This window comes from Dehalococcoidia bacterium (genome assembly GCA_021295915.1).
Taxonomy (GTDB): domain Bacteria; phylum Chloroflexota; class Dehalococcoidia; order Lucifugimonadales; family UBA1123; genus VXRN01.
Window position 1 is genome coordinate 18,028 of the sequence record JAGWBK010000040.1, and the last position, 20,824, is coordinate 38,851.

Here is a 20,824-nt window from a genome sequence, read left to right on the forward strand (position 1 = left end):
TTTGCTAAGTTTTCTGCTGTATCTGCAGCTATGGGTGGGTGAATCGGGGCCTATGTCTTGGAAGTCGGTTGTATTGCTTTGTCTGCTCGTGGTCTTTGCAGCCGGTTGTGGATCAGACCCGGCCCCAACCCCAGAAGTAGCGCCTGAGCCCACTGCTGCTCCCGCAGCGCCTGAGCCCGTCATGGCCGATCCGTTCGTCATCGGCGCACTGGACTCTCTTACCGGCGTCGGCGAGTCCTACGGCGTCCCGCTGTCGCAGTCCAAGCTGCTCGCCGTCGAGGAGATCAACGCCGCAGGCGGCATCAACGGCCGGATGATGAGGCTGGTGATCGAGGACTCGAAGTGCACCGCGAACGATGCCATCATTGCCTTTCGCAGGCTTGTGGACGTGGAGGATGTCAAGATCATCCTGGGAGCCACGTGCAGCGGAGGGACTCTTGGCGTAGCGCCCCTCGCAGAAAAAGAGGGAATTATCCTGTTCTCACCCTCTTCGACCAGCCCCGACATCACCACCGCCGGCGACTACATATTCCGCACTGCCCTGAACTCCAGCAACATGGGAGTGGACCTCGCAAACACGATCTGGACGGACGGGATCAGTGAAATCGTCACGATTATCGAGTCGACGGACTACGTCGAGGGCGTTCGCCGCACCGCTGTCACACAGTTCAAGGAGTTGGGCGGGACCGTGCTGGCGTCCGAGCGCTACTCATCGGACGTCATCGACTTCCGCAGCAGCCTGACCAAGCTGCTGGCCGAGGATCCCGGTGCGCTCCTACTGGCAGCCCAGGGAGAGGCGTCCGGCGGCGCGATAGTCAAGCAGGCTCGCGAGCTGGGCTATGAAGGCCCCATCTACACGGAGGTAGTACCCACCGCTCCGGAAGCTCTCAGTATAGCCGGCGAGGCCGCCACCGGAATGAAGGCCGTGGTCCCCAATCCCGATCTGTCCACCGACATTGGCATGAGGTTCCTCGAGAATTACAAGGCCCGCTACAACGGCTCCGCCCCATGGCCCTGGTTCCAGGGTTCGGCTTACGACGATGTCTACATCGCGGCCGAGTGCCTGGGCATGACCAACGACGATCAGGACACCGACGGCTTCCGTGACTGCATGTACGACATCACCTGGAGTGGGGCAATAGGGGACAGCTACAGCTTCGACGAAAACGGCGGCGTGGTTGGCCTGTCCAACGTGGTCATCGAGATTCTCCCCGCGTCAGAGCGCAACGACGAGAACCTCGGGTACCGCATACTCGGACCGCCACCAATCCCGTAATGGACAGTCCCAGTTAGAACCCTCTTCCTTGACGGACTGACAGAGGTATGTACTTTCCAGTCGTCGTTCCGGCGGAGGCCGGAACCCAGAGTCCGGGGATGAACGACACTCTTGGCCCTAACAGTCCCCTCTCCCTCAATGGGCTTACAGGGGAAGGTAAGGGTGTACATACAAGCACAAATACCAGCCAACAGACCCCCTCTCCCTCAGAGTCTGCCCCGGACCTGATCCGGGGGAGAGGGTTGGGGTGAGGGTGAAAAGTACGAATACCTACCCCTGTAAGCTCCCTCGGCGAAGAGCGTAGGGATGATTCGTCTGATGGATGCCATTCTGAAGAGCGATTGCCCCGCTACCTTGGCGCCTTTACCCCTAAAGGTCAGCCACAACCGGGTTCCTCAGCGTGCCGATGCCTTCGACCACCACGTCCACGGTATCTCCCACGGCAATCTCGTCCGTTTCCGGACAACCGCTTGGGATGATGTCCCCCGGGTGCAGCGCCATGACCTCTGACACCCAGCTGATCAGCTTCGCAACTCCCCAGAGCATGTCGCTCGTCGAGCCCTTTACAACGGTCTCGCCGTTGACCCGGCACTCGATGCCGAGGTTGTCCCCGTCCAGCCCAGTTACGATCCACGGACCTATCGGGCAGAACGTATCGAAGTGCTTCCACCTCATGCTCGTGCCGCGACCAAGGTCGCTGCTGGCGAGTTCCCGCGCGCTGACGTCGTTGACGCATGTGTAGCCGAGGACGTGGTCTAGCGCGTCCTCGACGCTGACGTGCCTTGCGGACTTGCCGATGACGATGCCGACCTCGGCCTCGTGGATGATCGAGCGGCCGATGCGAGGGTAGACGATCGGCTCGCCCGGCCCGACGACCGTCCCAGGCTGCTTCATGAAGATGCCCGGACCGTCACGCTCGTCGCGCTCGCCGTAGTTCGCGGCGATGGCCGGTACCTTGTTCACCCTGGGGTCGATTGGCGCCAGGAGGCGCACCTCAGACAGCGCGCACAGCCGGTCTCCCGGCTCCGCTCCGCTGTAAGGGCTGGTTTCAAGCCCGCCCCTACCATGGAGGGACAGCACGTCATCGCCTTCGACGATTCCCCACTGGACTCTATTGTTGTAGAGAAACCTGGCCAAGATCATGGAAAGTTCCTAACGGATAATCTATCGAGTAGTAGAAGTAGATCTCTGTCACAAGCTCGTGGAGGTCCTCGCAGTACTGTTTCACCTGCTCCAGTAGGCCCTCTCGGTCTTCCTCGTCCCTGTCCGGCCACTCGTAGTTGACCAGGGCGCTCAGGCGGCCTGCCAGCCGCCCCGCAGAGTCGCTGAGCCTGGGGTCAGGGCCTGGGCCTATGGATGCCATCTCCGAGCCCGCGATGTCCAGGGATCTGCAGAGTGAGTTGGGTAGCAGCCGGTCGGTGACGAGAAGGTCGAGGACCTGAGCCGGTACCACTTCGACGCTGAACCTGCGGCTGTACACGTCAAAAGCGTGGCAGACGCTCAAAAGGCTCGTCCAGCCTGTGCCCTGGTCGGCCACGGCCGACCTCTCAGCTTCGAGCTGGGCCAATAGCAGCGTAGTCATGAGCTGCGCCCGCTCGATGTACCGTCCGAGCTGCATGAAACTCCAGCCCTCGTCGCGGTACATGGTGGACTCGGCCACCCCTATGAAAGTGTTCATCTCGGCCGCTGTCTCAGCGTAGAAGCTCTCCGGAGACGTGGGCCAGATATCCTGGATGTCCAGTTCGCGTATCTTCAGGTAGGCCAGGTTCATCCGTGTCCACATCTCTGCGCTGATGCAGTGGCGCATCTGGCGTGCGTTCTCGCGAGCGAGCGAGAAGCAGCTCCACACCGAGTCTGGATTCGTGCGCTCGAACGTCAGATGGTCTGCCAGCGTGTACGAGTCTGCCAGCGTGAAGTCCTCGCTCCCCATGTGAAGGCCGGATACAGGAGGCTCTTCGTTCATGCTGCCATAGATACGCATCCAGCCGAAGTGGATCTCCTGCACCGGACGGTCCACCAGGGCCTCCGTCTGAAGCTGGAGCAGGCGGCATAGCCGCTCCGCCCGCTCCAGGTAGCGGCCCATCCAGTACAGTCCCTGTGCGCTGCGTGAGAGCATTCCGTCCTAGTCGTCGCCGTAGTCTTCCTCGGGCATCAGCACGAACTCTGGGTACGACTCCATTCCCAGCTCTCCGGCATCCTGCCCGAGTTCCTCAACGTCTCGCGAAACCCTGACTCCAAGAGTCAGGTCCAGCGCCTTCCATACTATCCAGGAAGTAGCGAACACGAACACTCCAACTGCCAGGATACCGACGATCTGCACACCTATCATTGCGCCGCCGGCGATGGCTGCTGCTATCGTCCCCCATACACCGGCGAACAGGTGAACGGGAATCGCTCCAACTACGTCATCTATCTTGACCATTTCGAGAAGCCTGATCCCACCGGTACAGATGACGCCTCCCACGGCTCCGATGACCACGGCCCAGTAGTGATCGACTATGTCCGGCCCCGCCGTTATCGCGACGAGTCCGGCGAGCGCCCCGTTCAGCCCGGCGAACAGGTCTATGCGCCCGAGTATTGGTCTCGAGACGAACAGCGCGGCCATCACCCCTGCGGCGGCTGCCAGGTTCGTGTTGACCAGTACGTGTCCCATCGTCACGACCGCTTTTGCGGTGCCGAGTTCCAGCACGGAGCCGCCGTTGAACCCGAACCATCCAAGCCACAGAATGAACACCCCGAGGGTCACCACCAGGATATTCGATGGAGGCGTCGGCCTCGCGCTGCCGTCGCTTCGGAACTTGCCGAGTCTTGGCCCCAGTACAATCACGCCCGCCAGTGCGGCCCATCCGCCGGTGGAGTGGACGATGGTCGATCCGGCGAAGTCCTGGAACCCCATCTCGCTCAGCCAGCCGCCTCCCCATGTCCACGCGCCCACGACAGGGTATATCACCGCGGTCAGCACCAGCACAAAAATGAAGAACGACCACATCTTGACGCGCTCTGCAACCGCGCCCGATACGATCGACGCCGTTGCAGCCACGAACACCATCTGGAAGAACCAGTCGGACATCGTGGAGTAACCCGCGCCGGCCACGGCTTCGACCGCCGCCGCTGACGCCGCATCGTCGCCGGTGACCAGCGTGACCTCTTCAGCCGTCGGCACGCGCATGAACTTCAGCGCACCTATGATGCCCCCGAAGTCGCTCACGTCCACGTACATCAGGTTGTAACCGATGAAGAAATAGGCCAGGCCCGCAATCGAGTACAGGCCGACGTTCTTAAGGCAGATCATCGATGCGTTCTTGGTGCGCACCGAACCGGACTCCAGCATGGTGAATCCGGCGCTCATCCACATCACCAGCACGCCCCAGATGAGGAACGACAGTGTGTTGAATACGAACTGAGACTCAGGATCTACGCCGGACGCATGGGCCACATGCGGTTTCGCTATAAATACGATCAGCGCGACAACCCCGCTAACCGCCAGGATCATTGGCGGACGACGCTTCAGGAGTATGCTTGTCAGAGCGTTAGTGTTCATGGGGGCTTCATTCCTCCAGTACCCAGGAGTTCTTTACCACCGCCTTAAGTCGTCATTCCCGCGAAAGGAGACCTTTGCATAACCCCTCTCCCTCAGGGAGAGGGTTGGGGTGAGGGTGAAAACGCCTTGAGTCAAAGCTAGTAAGCACTACTCACACCCCTCTGGATCCCCGCTTTCGCGGGAATCCATGTGTTCATTCCTCCAGTACCCAGAAGTCTTTACCGCCGCCGCCCTGGCTCGAGTTCACCACCAGGCTGCCCCGGCGCAGGGCGACGCGACAGAATGCGCCGGGCACGATGCGGGTCTCGCGTCCGTGTAGCACGAATGGACGCAGGTCCACGTGACGCGGTTCGAAAGTGCCGTCGATCAGGCAGGGTGAGCGGGAGAGCGACAGCACCGGCTGCGATATGAAGTCGGCCGGATCGTTAACTAACTGCTTGGCGTACTCCTTGCGCTCATCGGCAGTGGAGTGTGGTCCGATCAGCATCCCATATCCGCCGGACTCTCCCACGCGCTTCACAACGAGGTCCTGCAGGTTGTCCAGCGTGTACTCGAGGTCTTCAGACCTGCGACACAGGTGGGTCTCGACGTTGTCCAGCAGCGGCTCCTCGCCCAGGTAGTACCTGATCATGTCCGGTACGTAGGCGTAGACGCTCTTGTCGTCTGCGACTCCGGTACCCGGTGCGTTGACCAGTGACACGTTACCGAGCTTGTAGGCCTCCAGCAGCCCTGACACGCCGAGCATGGAGTCCGCTCGGAACACCTGCGGGTCGATGAAGTCGTCGTCCACGCGCCTGTAGATGACGTCGACGCGCTGAAGACCCGTGGTGGTGCGCATGTATACGAAGCCGTTGTTCACCACCAGGTCCTGCCCCTCGACCAGCTCGGCCCCGAGCTCGTGTGCGAGGAACATGTGCTCGTAGAACGCTGAGTTGTACACCCCGGGCGTGAGCAGAGCGATGGACGGCTCCGGTCGTCCCGGCGGCGCCAGCTCTTGCAGCGTCTCCAGCAGCGCGCGGCCGTAGTGCTCGACCTCCTTCACGCGCGAGCTGCGGTACAGCCGTCGCAGGCTGGACTTGGTCGCGTTCCGGTTCGCGAGCATGTAAGAGACGCCTGACGGCACGCGCAGGTTGTCCTCGAGCACCTTGAAGCCGTCGTTGGTTCGCACTAGGTCGGTGCCACAGATGCCGACCCACGTCCCGTGCGGAGCGGAGAACCCGCGCATCTCCAGGCGATACTGCGGACACTCGTACACCATGTCCGCGGGGATCACCCCGTCAGAGATGATCCGCGCATCGCCGTACACGTCGTCCAGGAAGCGGTTCAGGGCCGCTATGCGCTGGGTCAGACCCGTCTCGAGACTCTGCCAGTCGGATGCTGACATCACCCTCGGGAGGCAGTCTATGGGAATGATCCGCTCGTCCGCCTCGTCGTCGCCATACACGGTGAACGTGATGCCCTCGTTCGAGAACGAACGTGTGACCCTCTCCTGTATGCTCGCGAGATTCTCAGATGAGATCTCGGTCAGGGTCTCGTATAGCTGCCTGCAGTGCTCCCGAGGAGTACCGTCGGGCAGGAACATCTCGTCGTATGTGGACGAATCGAGATCGTAGCTGTCAAAGTCCATGGAAGACCGGCCGCTTTCGTGTGTCTCGCCTTGCCGAACCTAACTGAAATCAGGTCTCACAACCACACCGCAGTCCGACCCTAATCTACGACAGACTTTGGAAATAGTCCAGCACTTATACAAAGACGAGACCCCTGCAAAGGCCCCCTCTCCCTCAGTGAAAGGGCTGGGTTGAGGGTGAAACGGCCCGTTGCTGCAACTTCTGTGCATTACCCACACGCCCGGTTTCCGGCGACGGCTACGTAAAAGGTCCCATAACAAGAAACTGCCCCGGTCAATGGAGACCGCCATTTGGCGATCATCGGGCCTCACTCAGAGGCCCGCCCACTAACCGGGGCAGCTTACTTTGTCTAAGCTATTCGACTGTTAGGGCGTACCTACTCAGTAGGCCAGCCTTCGGGGATCTCGTTGGCCATCAGCGCGGTGTCGATTGCAGCAGCAGCCTCGGGAGTTACCCACTCGCTCCAGACATCGGCGTTACCGTTCAGCCACCACAGGGCGGCGTCATTGGCCGTGGCTTCCATGTTTTCGCTTGCCCAGGCCGCAACGCCCTTGTAGCGGTCGATGTTGAATCCCCAGTTGCGCAGCATGGCGACTACGTCCGGCGCGCGGGTCAGAATCTCGGGCTGGACCGCGATCAGGATCGTTGCGTCTTCGTAGGCGCATGCCTTCGTGGTGAACCAGCACTCGTCGCTGTATGCGGGCTCTTCGAGCCTTACGAGGTCACGCAGCAGCGGCGGGTCGTTTGTGCCCCACTGGTAGCCGAGCCAGGGCTCCTGCTTCTCGTAAGCGCCGTAGAGGTCGGCGTTTGCGGCGGCTCCGTCACCAGGGTTGACGATGTGTACGTGGTCGTCCAGGCCGTAACCAGTGATCTGCTTGGCGTTCACTTCTTCACATGCCCAGCCGATTACGCAGGACACCAGCCGTGCCTTGCCTCCGGTCTCAGCGGTGGCGAACAGCATCTTGAACTCGTCGCTCTTCAGGTCGTCGACACTGTCAAGCTCTGGGTACTGCTCCTGCAGGTAGGCAGGAATCACGAACGCAGACTGCCAGTCCTTGCCGAGGCTCTCGCCAACGGACACGACCTGGCCCTCCGCCTGCGCTTCTGCCCATGCCTCGTCCTGGTTGGGCAGCCAGATTTCCATGGTTACGTGAGTGTCACCTGCTCGCAGGCCGTTGAACAGCGGCAGGGTCGACCCGAATACTACGTCTGTCGGGTAGCCGTAGCCCTTCTCGACGATGTACTGGGCGATACGATTCTGCACCTGGGCGCTGGTCCAGTTCAGGTCTGAGAAGATGATGGTCTCTCTGTCTTCCATCTCCATCATCATGTCGCGCTCTTCAAGCGCCTTCGAGACGATGGCAGCAACCTGCTCTTCGGTCAGCGCATCCTGTGCGCCCTCTGTAAGGATGCCCTTGACCTCGTCGGCAGTGAGCGCACCCTCGGTGGCCATCATGACCGCGGACGAGACTGCCTTGTCTACGTCCTCACTGGTGATCATGTTGGCCTGGGACTCCATGACGGCCATGGAGATCGCGGACTGTACGTCCTCGCCCGTCACAGCGTCAGCGGTCGCGGCCATCACGGCGCTTTCCACCATGCTCTTGATCTCTTCAGCAGATGCGCCTTCCATTGCGGCGCCTTCCACGGCGCTCTGCACCATGGTGCTGATCTCCTGCGCCGATACCTGCTCCTGTGGAGCGGGCATGGCGGCCATGGCGGCGTTGACCATTCCCATGATCTCGTCCGCCGACACCTGCGGCTGAGGTGCGGGCTGCGACGACGCTACTGCGTCTGCCACGATGCTGCGCATCTCCGCTTCGGAAATCGCAGGCTCAGATGATGAACATGCGACTGATGCGAACGCCACTGCAGCAATCAGCGCTCCAATTAACATTACTGCTCTGATACTCATCCTTGTATTCCTTTCCCCCTTGGGATGTTCCCTATCTTCTTATACTCTGACGCTCGTAGTTCGGATTGGTCTTCCCTGCACATTCATGTGAATTTGCAGGTCGGCCTGCCTATCCGACGCTGAGCGCATCCTGTCGTTTCCGGGCCACCGATTGTGTGAGCCGGTCTATGATGATAGCAAGGAATACTATCGCGATTCCTGCTATCGCGCCGTTTCCGGGCTGGTTCTTCTGCAATGCCCTGAGTACGTTATCGCCCAGACCACCGGCAGCCACCATGCTCGCGATGGTCACCATGGCCAGCGCCATCATCGTCGTCTGGTTGATGCCCGCCATGATAGTGGGCAGAGCCATCGGTATCTGCACCTTGGTCAGCAGCTGGAACGGCGTGGTCCCGAACGAGCGAGCCGCCTCCACAGCCTCAGCCGATACCTGCCTGATACCAAGGTTGGTGAGCCTGATCACCGGCGGGACAGCGTAGATGATCGTCGCGAATACCCCTGCCGGCGCGCCAAGTCCAAAGAACAGCACGCCAGGCAGCAGATACACGAAGCTCGGCATCGTCTGCATGGCGTCCAGGATCGGACGCATGATGTTGTCAGCCAGCCGGTTGCGCGCGGCGAGCACGCCGAGCGGCAGCCCGATTGACACGGAGATGACAACTGAAACGACCATCAGCGCAATCGTGTCCAGAGTGTTCTCCCACAGGCCCATGAATCCCACGAACAGCAGTGCGACCGTGGTGAACCCGAGCAGGGACCACCGTCCGACCGCGTACGATAGCAGCGCAAGCCCAACCACTATCACAGGCCACGGTATCCACTTCAGCACGTCTTCTATGAAGACCAGCGCGTACGTCACCCCGTCGCTAAGACTGCTGAACAGCCAGCTCGCCTCCACTGTGAGCCAGTCCACAGCCTCGTCGATGGCGTTGCCGGTGACCTGCCTCACAGTCTTTGTGAGCGTCACCGAACCCCCGCCATTGGTTGCCACCTCTGACGTGGATACCGTGGTGGGGAACTCCATCCCCGGTCCCCAGAACACGAGGCATACTGCAAGCACGACAAGAATCGCTGCCAGTCCGGCCAGCCATGTAGTCCTCGTCGGCAGTCCGGAAAACGGTAAGCCTTCGGACGCCGTGCCGAGGCCTGACTGAGTCTCTTCGATCTGCGCCATGTCAGTCCTCCTGGTTGCTTTCGGCTGTCCCATCGGAACGAATGGCCCCGATCGTGGTGACGTCTCGCACGAACTCGGCGACGTAGTCGTCTGCGGGCGCGCTGATGATCTCGACCGGCGACCCCAGCTGGACGATCTCTCCGTCCCGCATGATGGCTATCCGGTCACCTATCTTCAACGCCTCGTTGAGGTCGTGGGTTATGAATACGATGGTGTCTGGAGGCTTGCGAGCTCGTCCTGCATCCCGCGCCTGATCAGCGGGTCCAGTCCGCTGAATGGCTCATCCATGAGCAGCACATCAGGGTCGACCGCGAGGGCTCTCGCGAGGCCCACGCGCTGCTGCATTCCTCCGCTCATCTCCCGGGGGTAGTAGCCCTCCCATCCGTCGAGACCTACAGTCTTGATCGCGGTGGTCGCGGCTGCGTATCGCTCCTCTTTCTCCATTCCCTGGATTTCCAGGCCGAACGCCACGTTGTCCAGAACGCGTCGGTGGGGGAGCAGCCCATAGTGCTGGAACACCATCGCAACCTTCTGACGCCTGAACTCGATCATCTGCTCATGCGTGTACTCGAGGATGTCCTCCCCGTTGAACAGCACCTTTCCCTGGGTGGCTTCGATCAGCCTCGTCAGGCAACGGACCAGCGTTGACTTGCCACTGCCGGAGAGGCCCATGACCACGAATACCTCACCGGTGGGGACACTGAAAGTGACGTTCCGGAGCGCGACCACGAGACCCATTTCGTCCTGTATCTCGGCTCGGCTCTTGTCAGCGTACTGAGGCTCCATGGCCCGTTCCGGCTGGTCACCGAACACCTTCCATAGCCCGTCGACTTCGATCTGGTGATCTTGTGAATTCATAGCTCGTTCAGCCTGCTCCTGGTAGGGACGATTAGCGAACCGCCCATACGATTGGCATCTCTACAATCTTTGCTCGTTGTGCAGGCGGAAAGGCTGCGTGGAAAGTTCCTGTCAAAACAGGGGCCAAAAACCCATAGACTGCTCGATCGGCAAGGTTGGACAATCGTATCACCTGCGCGCTGTTCCTTCACGCGCGATGGACATATCGGACGCAGAGCGCTCTATCCTGCGATAGCTCGCGCCCCGGAAGCCTCTTTCTGAAGAGATTCCAGTTCCGATATGGGGATATGGCAATTGATAAAGTGATTGTCGCCCCCTGGCCCGTTCTGAGTCGGAGGCGGCGTTGTGTCGCAGATATCCCCGATCTTTCTCGGGCATCTTCCTGCGAAGAAACACCCTGTGAACGCCCCGCGTAGCGTAGGCACTGATCCTTCGAGCCTGATGTGGGTCGGCTCGGCGTCAGGGTCGGGTACTGGCGCCGCCGAAAGCAGCGCCTCGGTGTAGGGGTGCGATGGCACGCTCAGCACGGCCTGTGACGGACCATACTCGGCTACGTGACCCGCGTACAGCACAAGAATGTCATCTGAGATGTACCGCACCACGCCGAGATCGTGGGTGATGAATACGTACGAGTTGCCCGTCTCGCGCTGGTGGTCCTCCAGCAGGTTGAGCACCTGTGCCTGGACCGATACGTCCAGCGCCGACACGGCTTCGTCTGCGACGACCAGGTCTGGGTTCGCCGCGAACGCGCTCGCCAGCGCCACCCGCTGTTGCTGACCGCCGCTAAGCTCCGTCGGCTGGCGGTCCAGGAACGTCGGATCGAGACCGACGGCCTCCATCAGCTCTTCTGCACGCTGGGTGCTCTCCTGTTTGTTCACTCCGGCAAACTTTCGCAGCGCCCTGACTATGGCGTGCCCGACTGGTAGCTTCGGATTGAGCGACGCCGTCGGGTTCTGGAAAACCATGCGCATCGCGGAGCGCTGGTCCTCGGTGCGATCATGCACGTTACCTTCGAGGTCCTCGCCGTGCAGTTCGAGCGAACCTCGGTCTTTCGGCTCAAGTCCAACAATAGCCCTGGCGGCCGTGCTCTTTCCTGAGCCGCTTTCGCCGACGATTCCGATTGTCCTGCCGCTGCCCACCTTCATGTCAACGTCCACCAGGGCACGGACGGGCCTGGCGACCGGAGGGCCAAACAGTATGTACTTCTTGCGCCCGCCGCCGTAGAACTTGCGAAGTCCCTCGATGTTGAGCACCGGCCCCCGATCCTGCTCCTGCGTCTTCTCCACACGCGCCAGCGCCTCTCCCCACAGGCTCGCGGTGACGTCCCCTGGGAAGAAACACCTGGACAGGTGATCTCCTGAGCCTGTCGAAGGGTGACCATTAGCGCTGGTATCCACCAGCGGAGGAGACTGCGTCGTGCAGCTCTCCTGGGCGAGCGGACACCGCGGCGCGAACAGGCACTCTTCGGATTGCTCAGTCTGCGCGTCGAACACGGTTCCGGGGATGCTGCTGAGCTGGCGTTCGATTCCGTCGTCGCCCGGAGGCTGTGGTACGCACGAGAGCAGCCCGGCAGTGTAGGGGTGACTCGGGTTCTTGAACAGCTCCCGCACCGGCGCCTGCTCGACGATCTCGCCGGCATACATAACGGCGACCCGGTCGGCGACCCGCGCGATCACTCCAAGGTTGTGGCTGACGAACAGGATGCCCGCGTTGACACGGTCCTTCAGCTCGACGATCAGGTCCAGGATGGTGGCCTCGGTGGTCACATCGAGTCCGGTCGTCGGCTCGTCCATTATCAGCAGATGTGGGTCGCAGGCCAGCGCCATGGCGATGACAACTCGCTGTTGCTGTCCGCCGCTGAGCTCGTGCGGGTAGCGCCTGCCGATACGGTCCGGGTCGGCAAGGCCGACGCTCTCGAACAGCTCCACGCTCCTGGCCCATGCGGCGTCGGAGTCGATATCCAGGTGCCGCAGCAGCACCTCTTCGACCTGCGGGCCGACCCGCATCGACGGGTTGAGCGAGGTAACGGGGTCCTGGTACACCATAGCGATGCGGTTGCCCCGCAGCTCCATGAGCTCCGACGTCGACAGCGTCGTGATGTCGACACCCTCGAATCGCACGGCCCCTTCGACCTCGGCCGTCCCTGGCAGGTAGCCCATCATCGCGAATGCCACGGTCGACTTGCCGCAGCCGGACTCGCCAACCAGTCCCACCACCTCGCCCCTCGCGATTTCCAGGGATGCATCCCTGACCGCGCGGAACGTGCCGTTTGGACTGTAGAAGGTCACTGCAAGGTCTTCGACCTGCATGAGCGGAGCGTCTTGCTGAAGCGCCTGGGTCATTGGCTATCTGTCTCCGGTCTCAGGCAGGTTCTGCGCCTGGCGAATGCCGTCCGCAAGCAGGTTGATACCGACCACCAGTGACGCCATAGCGATACCCGGCGCAAGCGACGCCAGCGGGGCGACGTCGAGGATGATGGCGTTCTCGCTGACCATCTTTCCCCAGTCAGGCTCAGGCGGCTGCACGCCCAGTCCCAGGAATCCGAGTCCCGCGGTAAGCAGCAGCGCGAAACTCAGCCGTATCGTCGCCTCCACGCCAACCACCGGAAGCACGTTCGGGAGCACCTCGCGGAACATGATATACAGCGTCGGCTCACCCCTTAGACGTGCGCTCTGAACGAACTCCAGCGGCTTGATCGCAAGGGTCGCGCTCCTGATGACACGGCTGTTGTTGGGCATGAACGATATGCCAATGATGCCGATGATGATGAATGACTCATCGACGCTTCTGAACCGCTGGGTAGCCATGTTGATTACCAGGATCGCCAGCAGAAGCGACGGGATCGCCAGGAACCAGTCCACTATTCGCATGATGACCTGGTCTATCCGGCCTCCCAGGTAGCCACTGGTCACTCCCACAATTGTTCCGAAGGTGACGCCGAGGATGGTGCCCGCAGTCGCTATCCAGATTATGGAGCGCGCTCCGGCCAGCACCCTGCTGAAGATGTCTCGTCCCTTCTCGTCGGTGCCCAGCCAGTATGTCGAGGTGGGCGAGCTGTACTGGTCCTGGATGTGGTACTCGGTTGGAGGAAAAGGCGTGATCCACGGCCCGATCAACGCCAGCACAACGTGAATGCCCACCACCGCCAGCCCGATCCGCCCAGTGTTGGTGCGGAGGACCAGCGTGAAGAAGGCGATAACTGCGTGCCATACCTTCGCTACCCCAGTGGGTGCGTATGCCTCCGATCGAATCGTCGCCATCAGGACAGCCTCACTCTGGGATTGAGCGCGCCGTATGCCAGGTCGGCGGCCAGGTTGCTGAATGCGTACACTGACGCAATTATCAGCGCGGTTGACTGGAGCATCCTTATGTCGCGGGTGTCGATAGCCTGTATTAGCAGGCTTCCCATGCCGGGATATGCGAACAGGTTCTCGATGATGATGAGACCGCCGAACATCCAGCCCACGTTGTTAGCGATGACGGTTATCGTGGGAAGCAACGCATTGCGGAGTACGTGCCTGACCACCACGGTCCTCATGGGCAGTCCCTTGAGAATCGCGGTGCGGACGTAGTTGCTCTCCATCACCTCGATCACGTTGGCGCGAACAGCGCCCCGGTGACCGTAAGCACTGGCATTACCAGCACCTTTGGGTTTCCGATGACAGACTCGCCCGGCATCATGATGCTGGACGATGGCAGCCATCCGAGGGTCGATGACAGTATCAGTATCATCACCACCCCCGTCACGAACTCCGGCAGAGAAATCGTGACGAGCCCTCCCATGGTGAGGAACCGGTCCATTTTAGTATCGGCACGTGTTCCTACCCAGACACCCATCACCAGCCCAAGTGGGACGGCGATGACGAAGGCGAGCACCGCGAGCAGCGCGGAATGGGCCAGCCGTTCGCCCATGATCTCCGATATCGAAGCGTTGGACTTCGCTGACTGACCGAGATCGCCGCGCACCGCGTCCCAGATCCAGTCCAGGTACCTGATGTGTGGCGGACGGTCGAGGCCCATCTGCGCCCGCAGGTTGCGGAGGCTGCCTGCATGACCGACGCGGCATCGCCGGGCACTGCTTCGATCAGCGCGAAGATCGCCACTGACACGGCGAGCAGTGTCACCACGATGAGAGAGAGTCTGACTATTAGAAATCTTGCCATTTATATCCGTAGGGGCGTCCCTTATGGACGCCTTGCATATTTCTATGAGGTGTAGGGGCGGTTCGCGAACCGCCCCTACGTTGGTCAACCGGGCCTAGTTCTCAGACACCCACCACTCTTCGAACAGCCAGTGGGCGAGGGCGGCATGCGCCTGTACGCCATTGATGTTCGCGCGGTGTGCATACATAACCGGTGTGTACGCGAGGTACAGCACTGGTACGTCCTCGATCAGGATCTCCTGCATCTCCTGGAAGTAGTCCTTGCGGGTCTGGAAGTCAGCCTCGCTGGAAGCGAGGTCCAGGAGTTCGTCCAGTCGCGCGTTGTTGTAGTACGACTCGTTCCAGACGCCGCTGCCCCTGAGCTGTACGCTTATGGCTGCATTGGCCGGCCGAGCGCCCCACGCGCTGGTCACGAACGGGCAGCAGGGGTTCATCCACTGCGCTGTCCAGTAAGCTGAAGAGTCGTGCGCCGTGATGTTGACGCTGATCCCGATGTCGGCCGCCTCTACAGACTCCTTGAACGCCTCTGCCGTATCCAGCATCTGGCTGAAGTCCGAGGTGTCCAGGTTGATCTCGACTCCGTCACCGTATCCGGCAGCTTCGAGGTACTCCCTGGCCTTCATGAGGTCCTGCTTGATAATCGGCTGCTCGTCCCAGTAGTACTGGTCGTTGATGCCGACGGGGTGGTCGTTGGCCGGTGAGCCCCGACCGAACAGCGCTGCCTCAGCAACGAAGTCGCGGTCCACGGCGTACTGCAGCGCCTTGCGCAGGTTCTTGTTCGAGAAGATCGAGTCATTTGCGCCCTGAACGGCTGCGTGGTCGTCGTTGCCCTGGACGTGGGCGTAGCTGGTGTGCATGTCGATTACGACGACACCGGCGGACGGTGTGGTCGCGATGCGCACGTCAGGGTTTCCTGCCAGCGCACCCAGCGACTCGAAGGCTGGCGAGAGCACTACGTCGATCGCGCCTGTCTTCAGAGCCTCGATGCGGGTGACCTGCTCGGGCATGTAGAAGAAGACCATCTGGTCGGCATGAGGTCTGCCTTCACGCCAGTAGTCCGGGTTGCGGTCCATGACTGATCGGACAGTCGGGTTATGCTCCCCGAGTGTGTATGGTCCGGAACCGTATTCGGCGGATGCGATCTCTTCGCTTGAGACTCCGTTCGGGACGATTCGGCCATGGTAGTCAGTCATGTCGCCCATCAGGAACGCGTTCGGATCGCCGAGGTCGAGTACAACCGTCAGGTCGTCAGGCGTCGTGATGGTGTCGATGTAGTTGATGTTGTCCCTATGTGGTGAGGGTGAGTCCGGGTGCCGTATCCGGTCAAGCGTGTACTTGATGTCGGCAGACGTTACCGGATCGCCGCTGTGGAATCTGATTCCCTCGCGTACCTTGAACGTGTACTGGGACAGGTCTGCGGTGGACGACCAGGACTCCACGGCCCATGGCGTCACTTCGCCGTCGTACCAGTACATGGTGATGCTGTCGTGTGTCAGCTCACCGTAAGGCGCTTCTGCCTGCGCCAGTCCCGCGAGCATCGGGTCGAGCGAGTTGAACGCGATCATCCCGAATCTGATGGAGCCGCCCTGTGTGGGCTTGTCACCCATCATTCCCATGGCGGGCTCGGGCGTTGCAACGGCCCTGTCGACGATGGCCTGCACCTGCTCGGCGGTTATCTGGCCCTCGGTCGCCTTCATGACCGCGGACTGAACGTCCTCAGTGGTCATCATGCCGGCCTGCGACTCGCTGACCGCCATCGAGATCGCCGACTGGACGTCTGCGCCGGTGACTGCGTCCGCTGTCGCGGCCATCACTGCGCTCTCGACCATCGCCTGGATCTGCTCAGGGCTTGCGCCCTCAGAAGCGGCGCCAGCCACGGCACTCTCCACCATAGCCTGGATCTCGCTGGCCGAGACCTGCTCGGGAAGGTCAGGCATCTGGACGCTTCCGACGGCTGCCTGCACCATCGACTGGATCTCCTCTGCAGAGACCTGTGGCTGTGCTGCCGGCTGTGCCTGCGTTACTGCATCTGCGACGATGCTGCGAAGCTGCTGCTCGTCGATCGCCGGCGCTGGGGCCGGATCACTCGAGCACGCCAGCGCGACGATCAGCGCAATGGCTAGCCCGAATACTGCCAGGTGCTTCAGTTTGAATGTACAAAAGGGTAACTTCATCGTGGATATCCTCCTTAGCTATGGACCTTTCTGGTCCGAGTCCCGATTGTCTATCTGTATGCCGAGCCGGCCTGAACGCGCAATTCAGCGCATGTCATGCCTGCTCTGTCGAAACCCCGTTTCTGAATATGCTCCACAGGCTGGAGCTTTCGCCGACTGGATAGTCCTCGTCTCCGAAGTGGTTGAGCGTATTCACCGCCTGGATCAACCCGTAGAACTGAACTGAAGCCGCCTTCAGATCGATGTCCTTCCGGACCTCTTCCTTATGAACGCCGACGCTCAGCTGCGCCTCGATCATCGACAGGTGCCTGTCTATGGCCGTTTGCATCAGCCTTCTCAGTTCGGCGTCACCGTTCATCAGCACTTCGGCTATCACCATGAACGAGACACCGGTCACCGTGGACGGTGCGACGTTGTCCTTCAGCACCTCCTCCAGGCGCCTCAGGCCAGCGTCCGGGTCGCCGTCGATAAGATCGATTCTTCGGTTCAGCCTGAGGTCGATGTCTTCGATCAACCCGGCGATGATCTGCTTCTTGCCCTTGAAGTGGCGGTAGATCGCACCTTCGCTGACACCGACTGCGCGGGCCAGGCTGCCGATGGTAAGCGCCTGCATCCCGTGGTCCGTTATGACCACTCGTGCAGCCTCGATGAACTCGCGCCTCCTGACATCCGTGGGGCGCCGCACCCGCATAACCATCTCGCCAAGTCCACACTATCCCTAATTTGTAAGTGAACGCTCGCAAGCCAATATATAGAAATACTACCGTTTAGGTCAAACGTACGGCCCCAACTCTCAGACTTCGACAGTCCCTCTACCGGGACTGCAAGGAGCAGGTAAGGGTGTTCAGACAGGCCTGGTTACCAGCCAACGGACCCCCTCTCCCGGGGGAGAGGGCTGGGGTGAGGGTGAAAAGTGCGAATTCCCACCTCCTTAGCTCCCTCAGGACCACCCCCACACTTGATACAAGGGCGAGCGTGAAGCTCTCATCTGGCAGCTGTAGAATGCCGTCCCTCAAACGCCTCGCGCCTCTGATACAATCAGCGCAGACCATGACCCGACAGGCGGCCACGCTGTTATTCGAGTACTTTTAGGAGGGGTTCCCCGATGAAGCTAGTGTTCTTTGACGACTTCAAACTAGGCGTGGTTGAAGGCGACCGCGTCAAGGACGTGTCAGGCGTCGTGGCCGACATCCCACACCTGGGCCCGCATCACCTGATCAACGGACTTATCGAGCGGTTCGACGAGTACAGGCCACGTATAGAAGAGGCCGCCGCGTCCTCCGACGGCGTACCGCTGGACAGTGTCCAGCTCAGGCCTCCGACTCCAAAGCCCGGCAAGCTCGTGTGCATGGCCGTCAACTACATGGAAGATGGCACTCGCGACGAGCCCGCGCCCATCAACGCTTTTCTGAAATCCCCGAAAGCCGTTGTCAGCGACGGCGACACTGTCGTGCTCAACAAAGAACCAGCGACTATCTTCGAGCACGAAGCCGAGCTTGGCCTCGTTATAGGCAAGCGCGCCTCCAAGGTCAGCGCCGAAGACTGGGAAGAGTACGTGTTCGGCTACATGAACTTCATCGACGTCTCCTCGAGGGGACTCGGCGCGCCTGCAATGGACAGCTTCTTCCCCACCAAGTCGCCGCACACGTCGGCCCCGCTTGGCCCGTTCCTGGTGACCGCCGACGAGATCGAGAATCCCCAGAACCTCGCGATCAAGCTGTCCGTCAGCGGCGTGCTCAGGCAGGATTTCAACACCGACGACATGGCACACAAGATCCCAAGAGTGATCGAGTTCGCGTCTGACGTAACGACGCTCGACCCCGGCGACGTTGTCGCCACCGGCACGAATCATCGAGGCCTGGGTCCGTTGCACGACGGCGACACCATAGAGATGGAGGTAGAGGGCCTGGGAGTCCTACACCTCAACGTGCAGGACGACCTCCACCGAGAGTGGCCCCGCGAGACCCGCCTCGAAAAAGAGGCAAGAGAAGCCGCCGCCAGCGATTAGCATAGCGTGGCATGATGATGCTGACTGGCCCCGACAACCAATTTCGCCAAACCGTCATTCCCGCGAAAGCGGGAATCCACAGGTTCCCTCTCCCTTAGAGCCTGCCCCGTACTTGATACGGGGGAGAGGGCTAGGGTGAGGGTGAAAAGCCCCGCCCCCAAACTACCAGGCCACAGGCACCCAACCCACTGAAAAACAAACTGAAAACCGCAGGACGGTAATTCAATGAAACTAGTAATGTTCAACGACTTCGTCCCCGGCGTGCTCGACGGCAACCGCGTTGTGGACATCTCTTCCGCCGTGAGCGACATCCCCCACATGTCGCCGCAGGAGCTTATGTCCGGCATCATCGCCAACTTCGATTCCCTGAAGGGCAGTATAGAAGCCCTGGTCTCCTCGTCCGATGGAGTAGACCGCTCCGACGTCCGCCTGCGCTCGCCGCTGCCCAAGCCCACGCAGATCGTCGCCATGGCTGCGAACTACATGGAGCACGGAGCGCGCGAGGCGCCTGCGCCGATCAACGCTTTCCTCAAGTCCTCGAACTCGATCATCGGCGACGGCGACACGCTCGTCCTTCCCGACGCACCCGCGGCCATCTTCCACCACGAGGCCGAGCTTGGCGTCGTGATCGGCACCGAGGTCAAGAACGTCGACGCCGCAGACGCATATCAATATATATTCGGTTACGTGAACTTCATCGACGGCTCGGCGCGAGGTGTGGGAGGAAACAGCTTCTTCCAGGGCAAGTCCTGGGACACCTTCGGCCCGGTCGGACCGTGCCTGGTGACGGCCGACGAGGTCGACGACCCTCAGAACGTCAACGTTCGCCTGTGGGTGAACGGCAGGCTGCGACAGGATTTCTCCACGAGCGACATGGCCTACAACATCGCCCGCTGCATCGAGTGGGCGAGCGGCATCACGACTCTCGAGCCCGGCGACATCCTTGCGACAGGCACCAACCACCAGGGCCTCGGCGCGATGCAGGATGGCGACGTGATCGAGATGCACATCGACGGACTCGACAAGCTGACGATCAACGTCCGCGACGACCTCAAGCGAGAGTGGCCCCGCGAGATAGACCAGGCCACCGCCGACTTCGCCGCCGGAAGAACAACATCAGGCGGTTTCGGCCGTAGCTGAGAAACTCCAGTTTGGGAGCGAAAGTATCCCCTCTCCCTCAGGGAGAGGGCTAGGGTGAGGGTGAAACCCCGCACACCAGACTAGTACAGCCAGCAGCAAGAAGTTGAGCACCCAGTCCCCCAACCCAGTGGGAGACCACTAGTAGAAAACAGGAGGTTGCAGCAATGCCCACTAATGTACCTCCTCAATATAGAGAGGCCGAGGACAGGTTCAGACAGGCCAGGACGGTGCAGGCAAAGATCGCCGCGCTCCAGGAGATGCTCGCGATCATGCCCAAGCACAAGGGCACCGACCACCTGAAGGCCCAGCTGCGCTCGCGGCTGTCGAAGCTGATGGGCGAGTTGGAAGGCGCGTCGGCGAAGGGTCCCAGCAGCGGCAGGACCGAACCCTTCTCCATGCCCAAGGAGGGCGGAGGAAGGGCCACGCTGATCGGCCCGACCAACACCGGTAAATCCCTTTTGCTGAACCGCTCGACCGGCGCGAGAAGCAGGGTAGGCGCCTACGAGCTCAGCACCCAGGAGCCCGTTCCAGGGATGCTGAACTACGAAGACGTCCGCATCCAGTTCGTGGACACGCCCCCGATCTCCAACCCGTCCACACAGGGCCGCCTGTATGGCCTGCTCAGGAACACCGACGTCTTCGTCGTAGTGGTCGACATGTCCATGGACGCCGTATCCCAGGCCGACGATGTCTTTACTTCGCTGGGCGAGTGGAACTTCAGCATGTTGGGCAGAGACAACTGGCCTGACAGCCGCAACGAGTGGCTGGACAAGCCCACCATCATCGTCGGCAACAAGGCCGACATCCCCGGCGCGCTCGACCAGTACGAGTACCTCGAGGCCGCGTTCGGAGATCGCTACCCGGTGATAATGACCAGCGCCGAAGAAGAGGTCGGCTTCGACGAGATCGCCAGTGAGATCTTCGAGGCCCTCAAGGTGATCCGCGTCT

At 61.0% G+C, this 20,824-nt stretch carries 17 protein-coding genes and 1 pseudogene; 5 read left to right on the top strand and 13 right to left on the bottom strand.

All coding sequences use genetic code 11. The annotated features are described in order from the left end of the window. The first annotated feature begins 181 nt into the window (after positions 1–181). Complete coding sequence (locus tag J4G14_11280) at positions 182–1,276, top strand: ABC transporter substrate-binding protein (protein MCE2458377.1); 1,095 nt, start codon at positions 182–184, stop codon at positions 1,274–1,276. Between the two features lie 369 nt (positions 1,277–1,645). Here the strand turns inward: J4G14_11280 and J4G14_11285 are convergent, their stop codons facing one another. The 11 genes and pseudogenes from J4G14_11285 to J4G14_11335 form a co-directional block, all read right to left on the bottom strand. Further along, the gene (locus tag J4G14_11285; GenBank protein MCE2458378.1) at positions 1,646–2,413 is read right to left on the bottom strand and encodes a fumarylacetoacetate hydrolase family protein; all 768 of its coding nucleotides are present in this window, start codon (positions 2,411–2,413) and stop codon (positions 1,646–1,648) included. After that, positions 2,388–3,392 (bottom strand): alpha-E domain-containing protein, encoded by a 1,005-nt coding sequence (locus tag J4G14_11290; protein ID MCE2458379.1) that lies wholly within the window; start codon positions 3,390–3,392, stop codon positions 2,388–2,390. Before J4G14_11290 ends, J4G14_11285 begins: the two co-directional genes overlap by 26 nt. Before the next feature lie 6 nt (positions 3,393–3,398). Continuing rightward, positions 3,399–4,769, bottom strand: coding sequence for an ammonium transporter (locus J4G14_11295; GenBank protein MCE2458380.1), 1,371 nt, complete (start codon positions 4,767–4,769; stop codon positions 3,399–3,401). 241 nt (positions 4,770–5,010) lie between these two features. Continuing rightward, on the bottom strand, positions 5,011–6,444 hold the full coding sequence (locus J4G14_11300; protein ID MCE2458381.1) for a circularly permuted type 2 ATP-grasp protein: 1,434 nt from the start codon (positions 6,442–6,444) through the stop codon (positions 5,011–5,013). A gap of 377 nt (positions 6,445–6,821) precedes the next feature. Further along, positions 6,822–8,360 (bottom strand): hypothetical protein, encoded by a 1,539-nt coding sequence (locus J4G14_11305; GenBank protein ID MCE2458382.1) that lies wholly within the window; start codon positions 8,358–8,360, stop codon positions 6,822–6,824. Between the two features lie 109 nt (positions 8,361–8,469). Continuing rightward, entirely contained in the window at positions 8,470–9,384 is a 915-nt protein-coding gene (locus J4G14_11310; GenBank protein MCE2458383.1) for a proline/glycine betaine ABC transporter permease, read from the bottom strand. A 151-nt stretch (positions 9,385–9,535) separates the two neighbouring features. Continuing rightward, positions 9,536–10,392, bottom strand: a pseudogene (locus J4G14_11315) (glycine betaine/L-proline ABC transporter ATP-binding protein). Between the two features lie 221 nt (positions 10,393–10,613). Beyond that, positions 10,614–12,734 (bottom strand): ABC transporter ATP-binding protein, encoded by a 2,121-nt coding sequence (locus J4G14_11320; protein MCE2458384.1) that lies wholly within the window; start codon positions 12,732–12,734, stop codon positions 10,614–10,616. Between the two features lie 3 nt (positions 12,735–12,737). After that, complete coding sequence (locus tag J4G14_11325) at positions 12,738–13,652, bottom strand: ABC transporter permease (GenBank protein ID MCE2458385.1); 915 nt, start codon at positions 13,650–13,652, stop codon at positions 12,738–12,740. Further along, the gene (locus tag J4G14_11330; protein ID MCE2458386.1) at positions 13,652–13,975 is read right to left on the bottom strand and encodes an ABC transporter permease; all 324 of its coding nucleotides are present in this window, start codon (positions 13,973–13,975) and stop codon (positions 13,652–13,654) included. Before J4G14_11330 ends, J4G14_11325 begins: the two co-directional genes overlap by 1 nt. A gap of 8 nt (positions 13,976–13,983) precedes the next feature. After that, positions 13,984–14,412: an ABC transporter permease gene (locus tag J4G14_11335; GenBank protein ID MCE2458387.1), complete on the bottom strand. Its 429-nt coding sequence runs from the start codon at positions 14,410–14,412 to the stop codon at positions 13,984–13,986. Between the two features lie 30 nt (positions 14,413–14,442). Here J4G14_11335 and J4G14_11340 point away from each other — a divergent pair, with 30 nt between their 5' ends. After that, complete coding sequence (locus tag J4G14_11340) at positions 14,443–14,610, top strand: hypothetical protein (GenBank protein ID MCE2458388.1); 168 nt, start codon at positions 14,443–14,445, stop codon at positions 14,608–14,610. 39 nt (positions 14,611–14,649) lie between these two features. Here J4G14_11340 and J4G14_11345 read toward each other — a convergent pair whose 3' ends face one another. Together J4G14_11345 and J4G14_11350 are read right to left on the bottom strand one after the other, a co-directional pair. Continuing rightward, entirely contained in the window at positions 14,650–16,728 is a 2,079-nt protein-coding gene (locus J4G14_11345; GenBank protein MCE2458389.1) for a hypothetical protein, read from the bottom strand. Between the two features lie 94 nt (positions 16,729–16,822). After that, positions 16,823–17,419: a TetR/AcrR family transcriptional regulator gene (locus J4G14_11350; protein ID MCE2458390.1), complete on the bottom strand. Its 597-nt coding sequence runs from the start codon at positions 17,417–17,419 to the stop codon at positions 16,823–16,825. Positions 17,420–17,833: 414 nt separating this feature from the next. On the opposite strand from J4G14_11350, the gene J4G14_11355 reads away from it, so the two are divergent. From J4G14_11355 to J4G14_11365, 3 genes are all read left to right on the top strand, one after another. Continuing rightward, entirely contained in the window at positions 17,834–18,736 is a 903-nt protein-coding gene (locus J4G14_11355) for a fumarylacetoacetate hydrolase family protein (GenBank protein ID MCE2458391.1), read from the top strand. Positions 18,737–18,961: 225 nt separating this feature from the next. Beyond that, positions 18,962–19,876, top strand: coding sequence for a fumarylacetoacetate hydrolase family protein (locus J4G14_11360; GenBank protein ID MCE2458392.1), 915 nt, complete (start codon positions 18,962–18,964; stop codon positions 19,874–19,876). 164 nt (positions 19,877–20,040) lie between these two features. After that, positions 20,041–20,824, top strand: a 784-nt coding sequence (locus tag J4G14_11365; protein ID MCE2458393.1) for a 50S ribosome-binding GTPase, incomplete at its 3' end; no start/stop codon positions are given.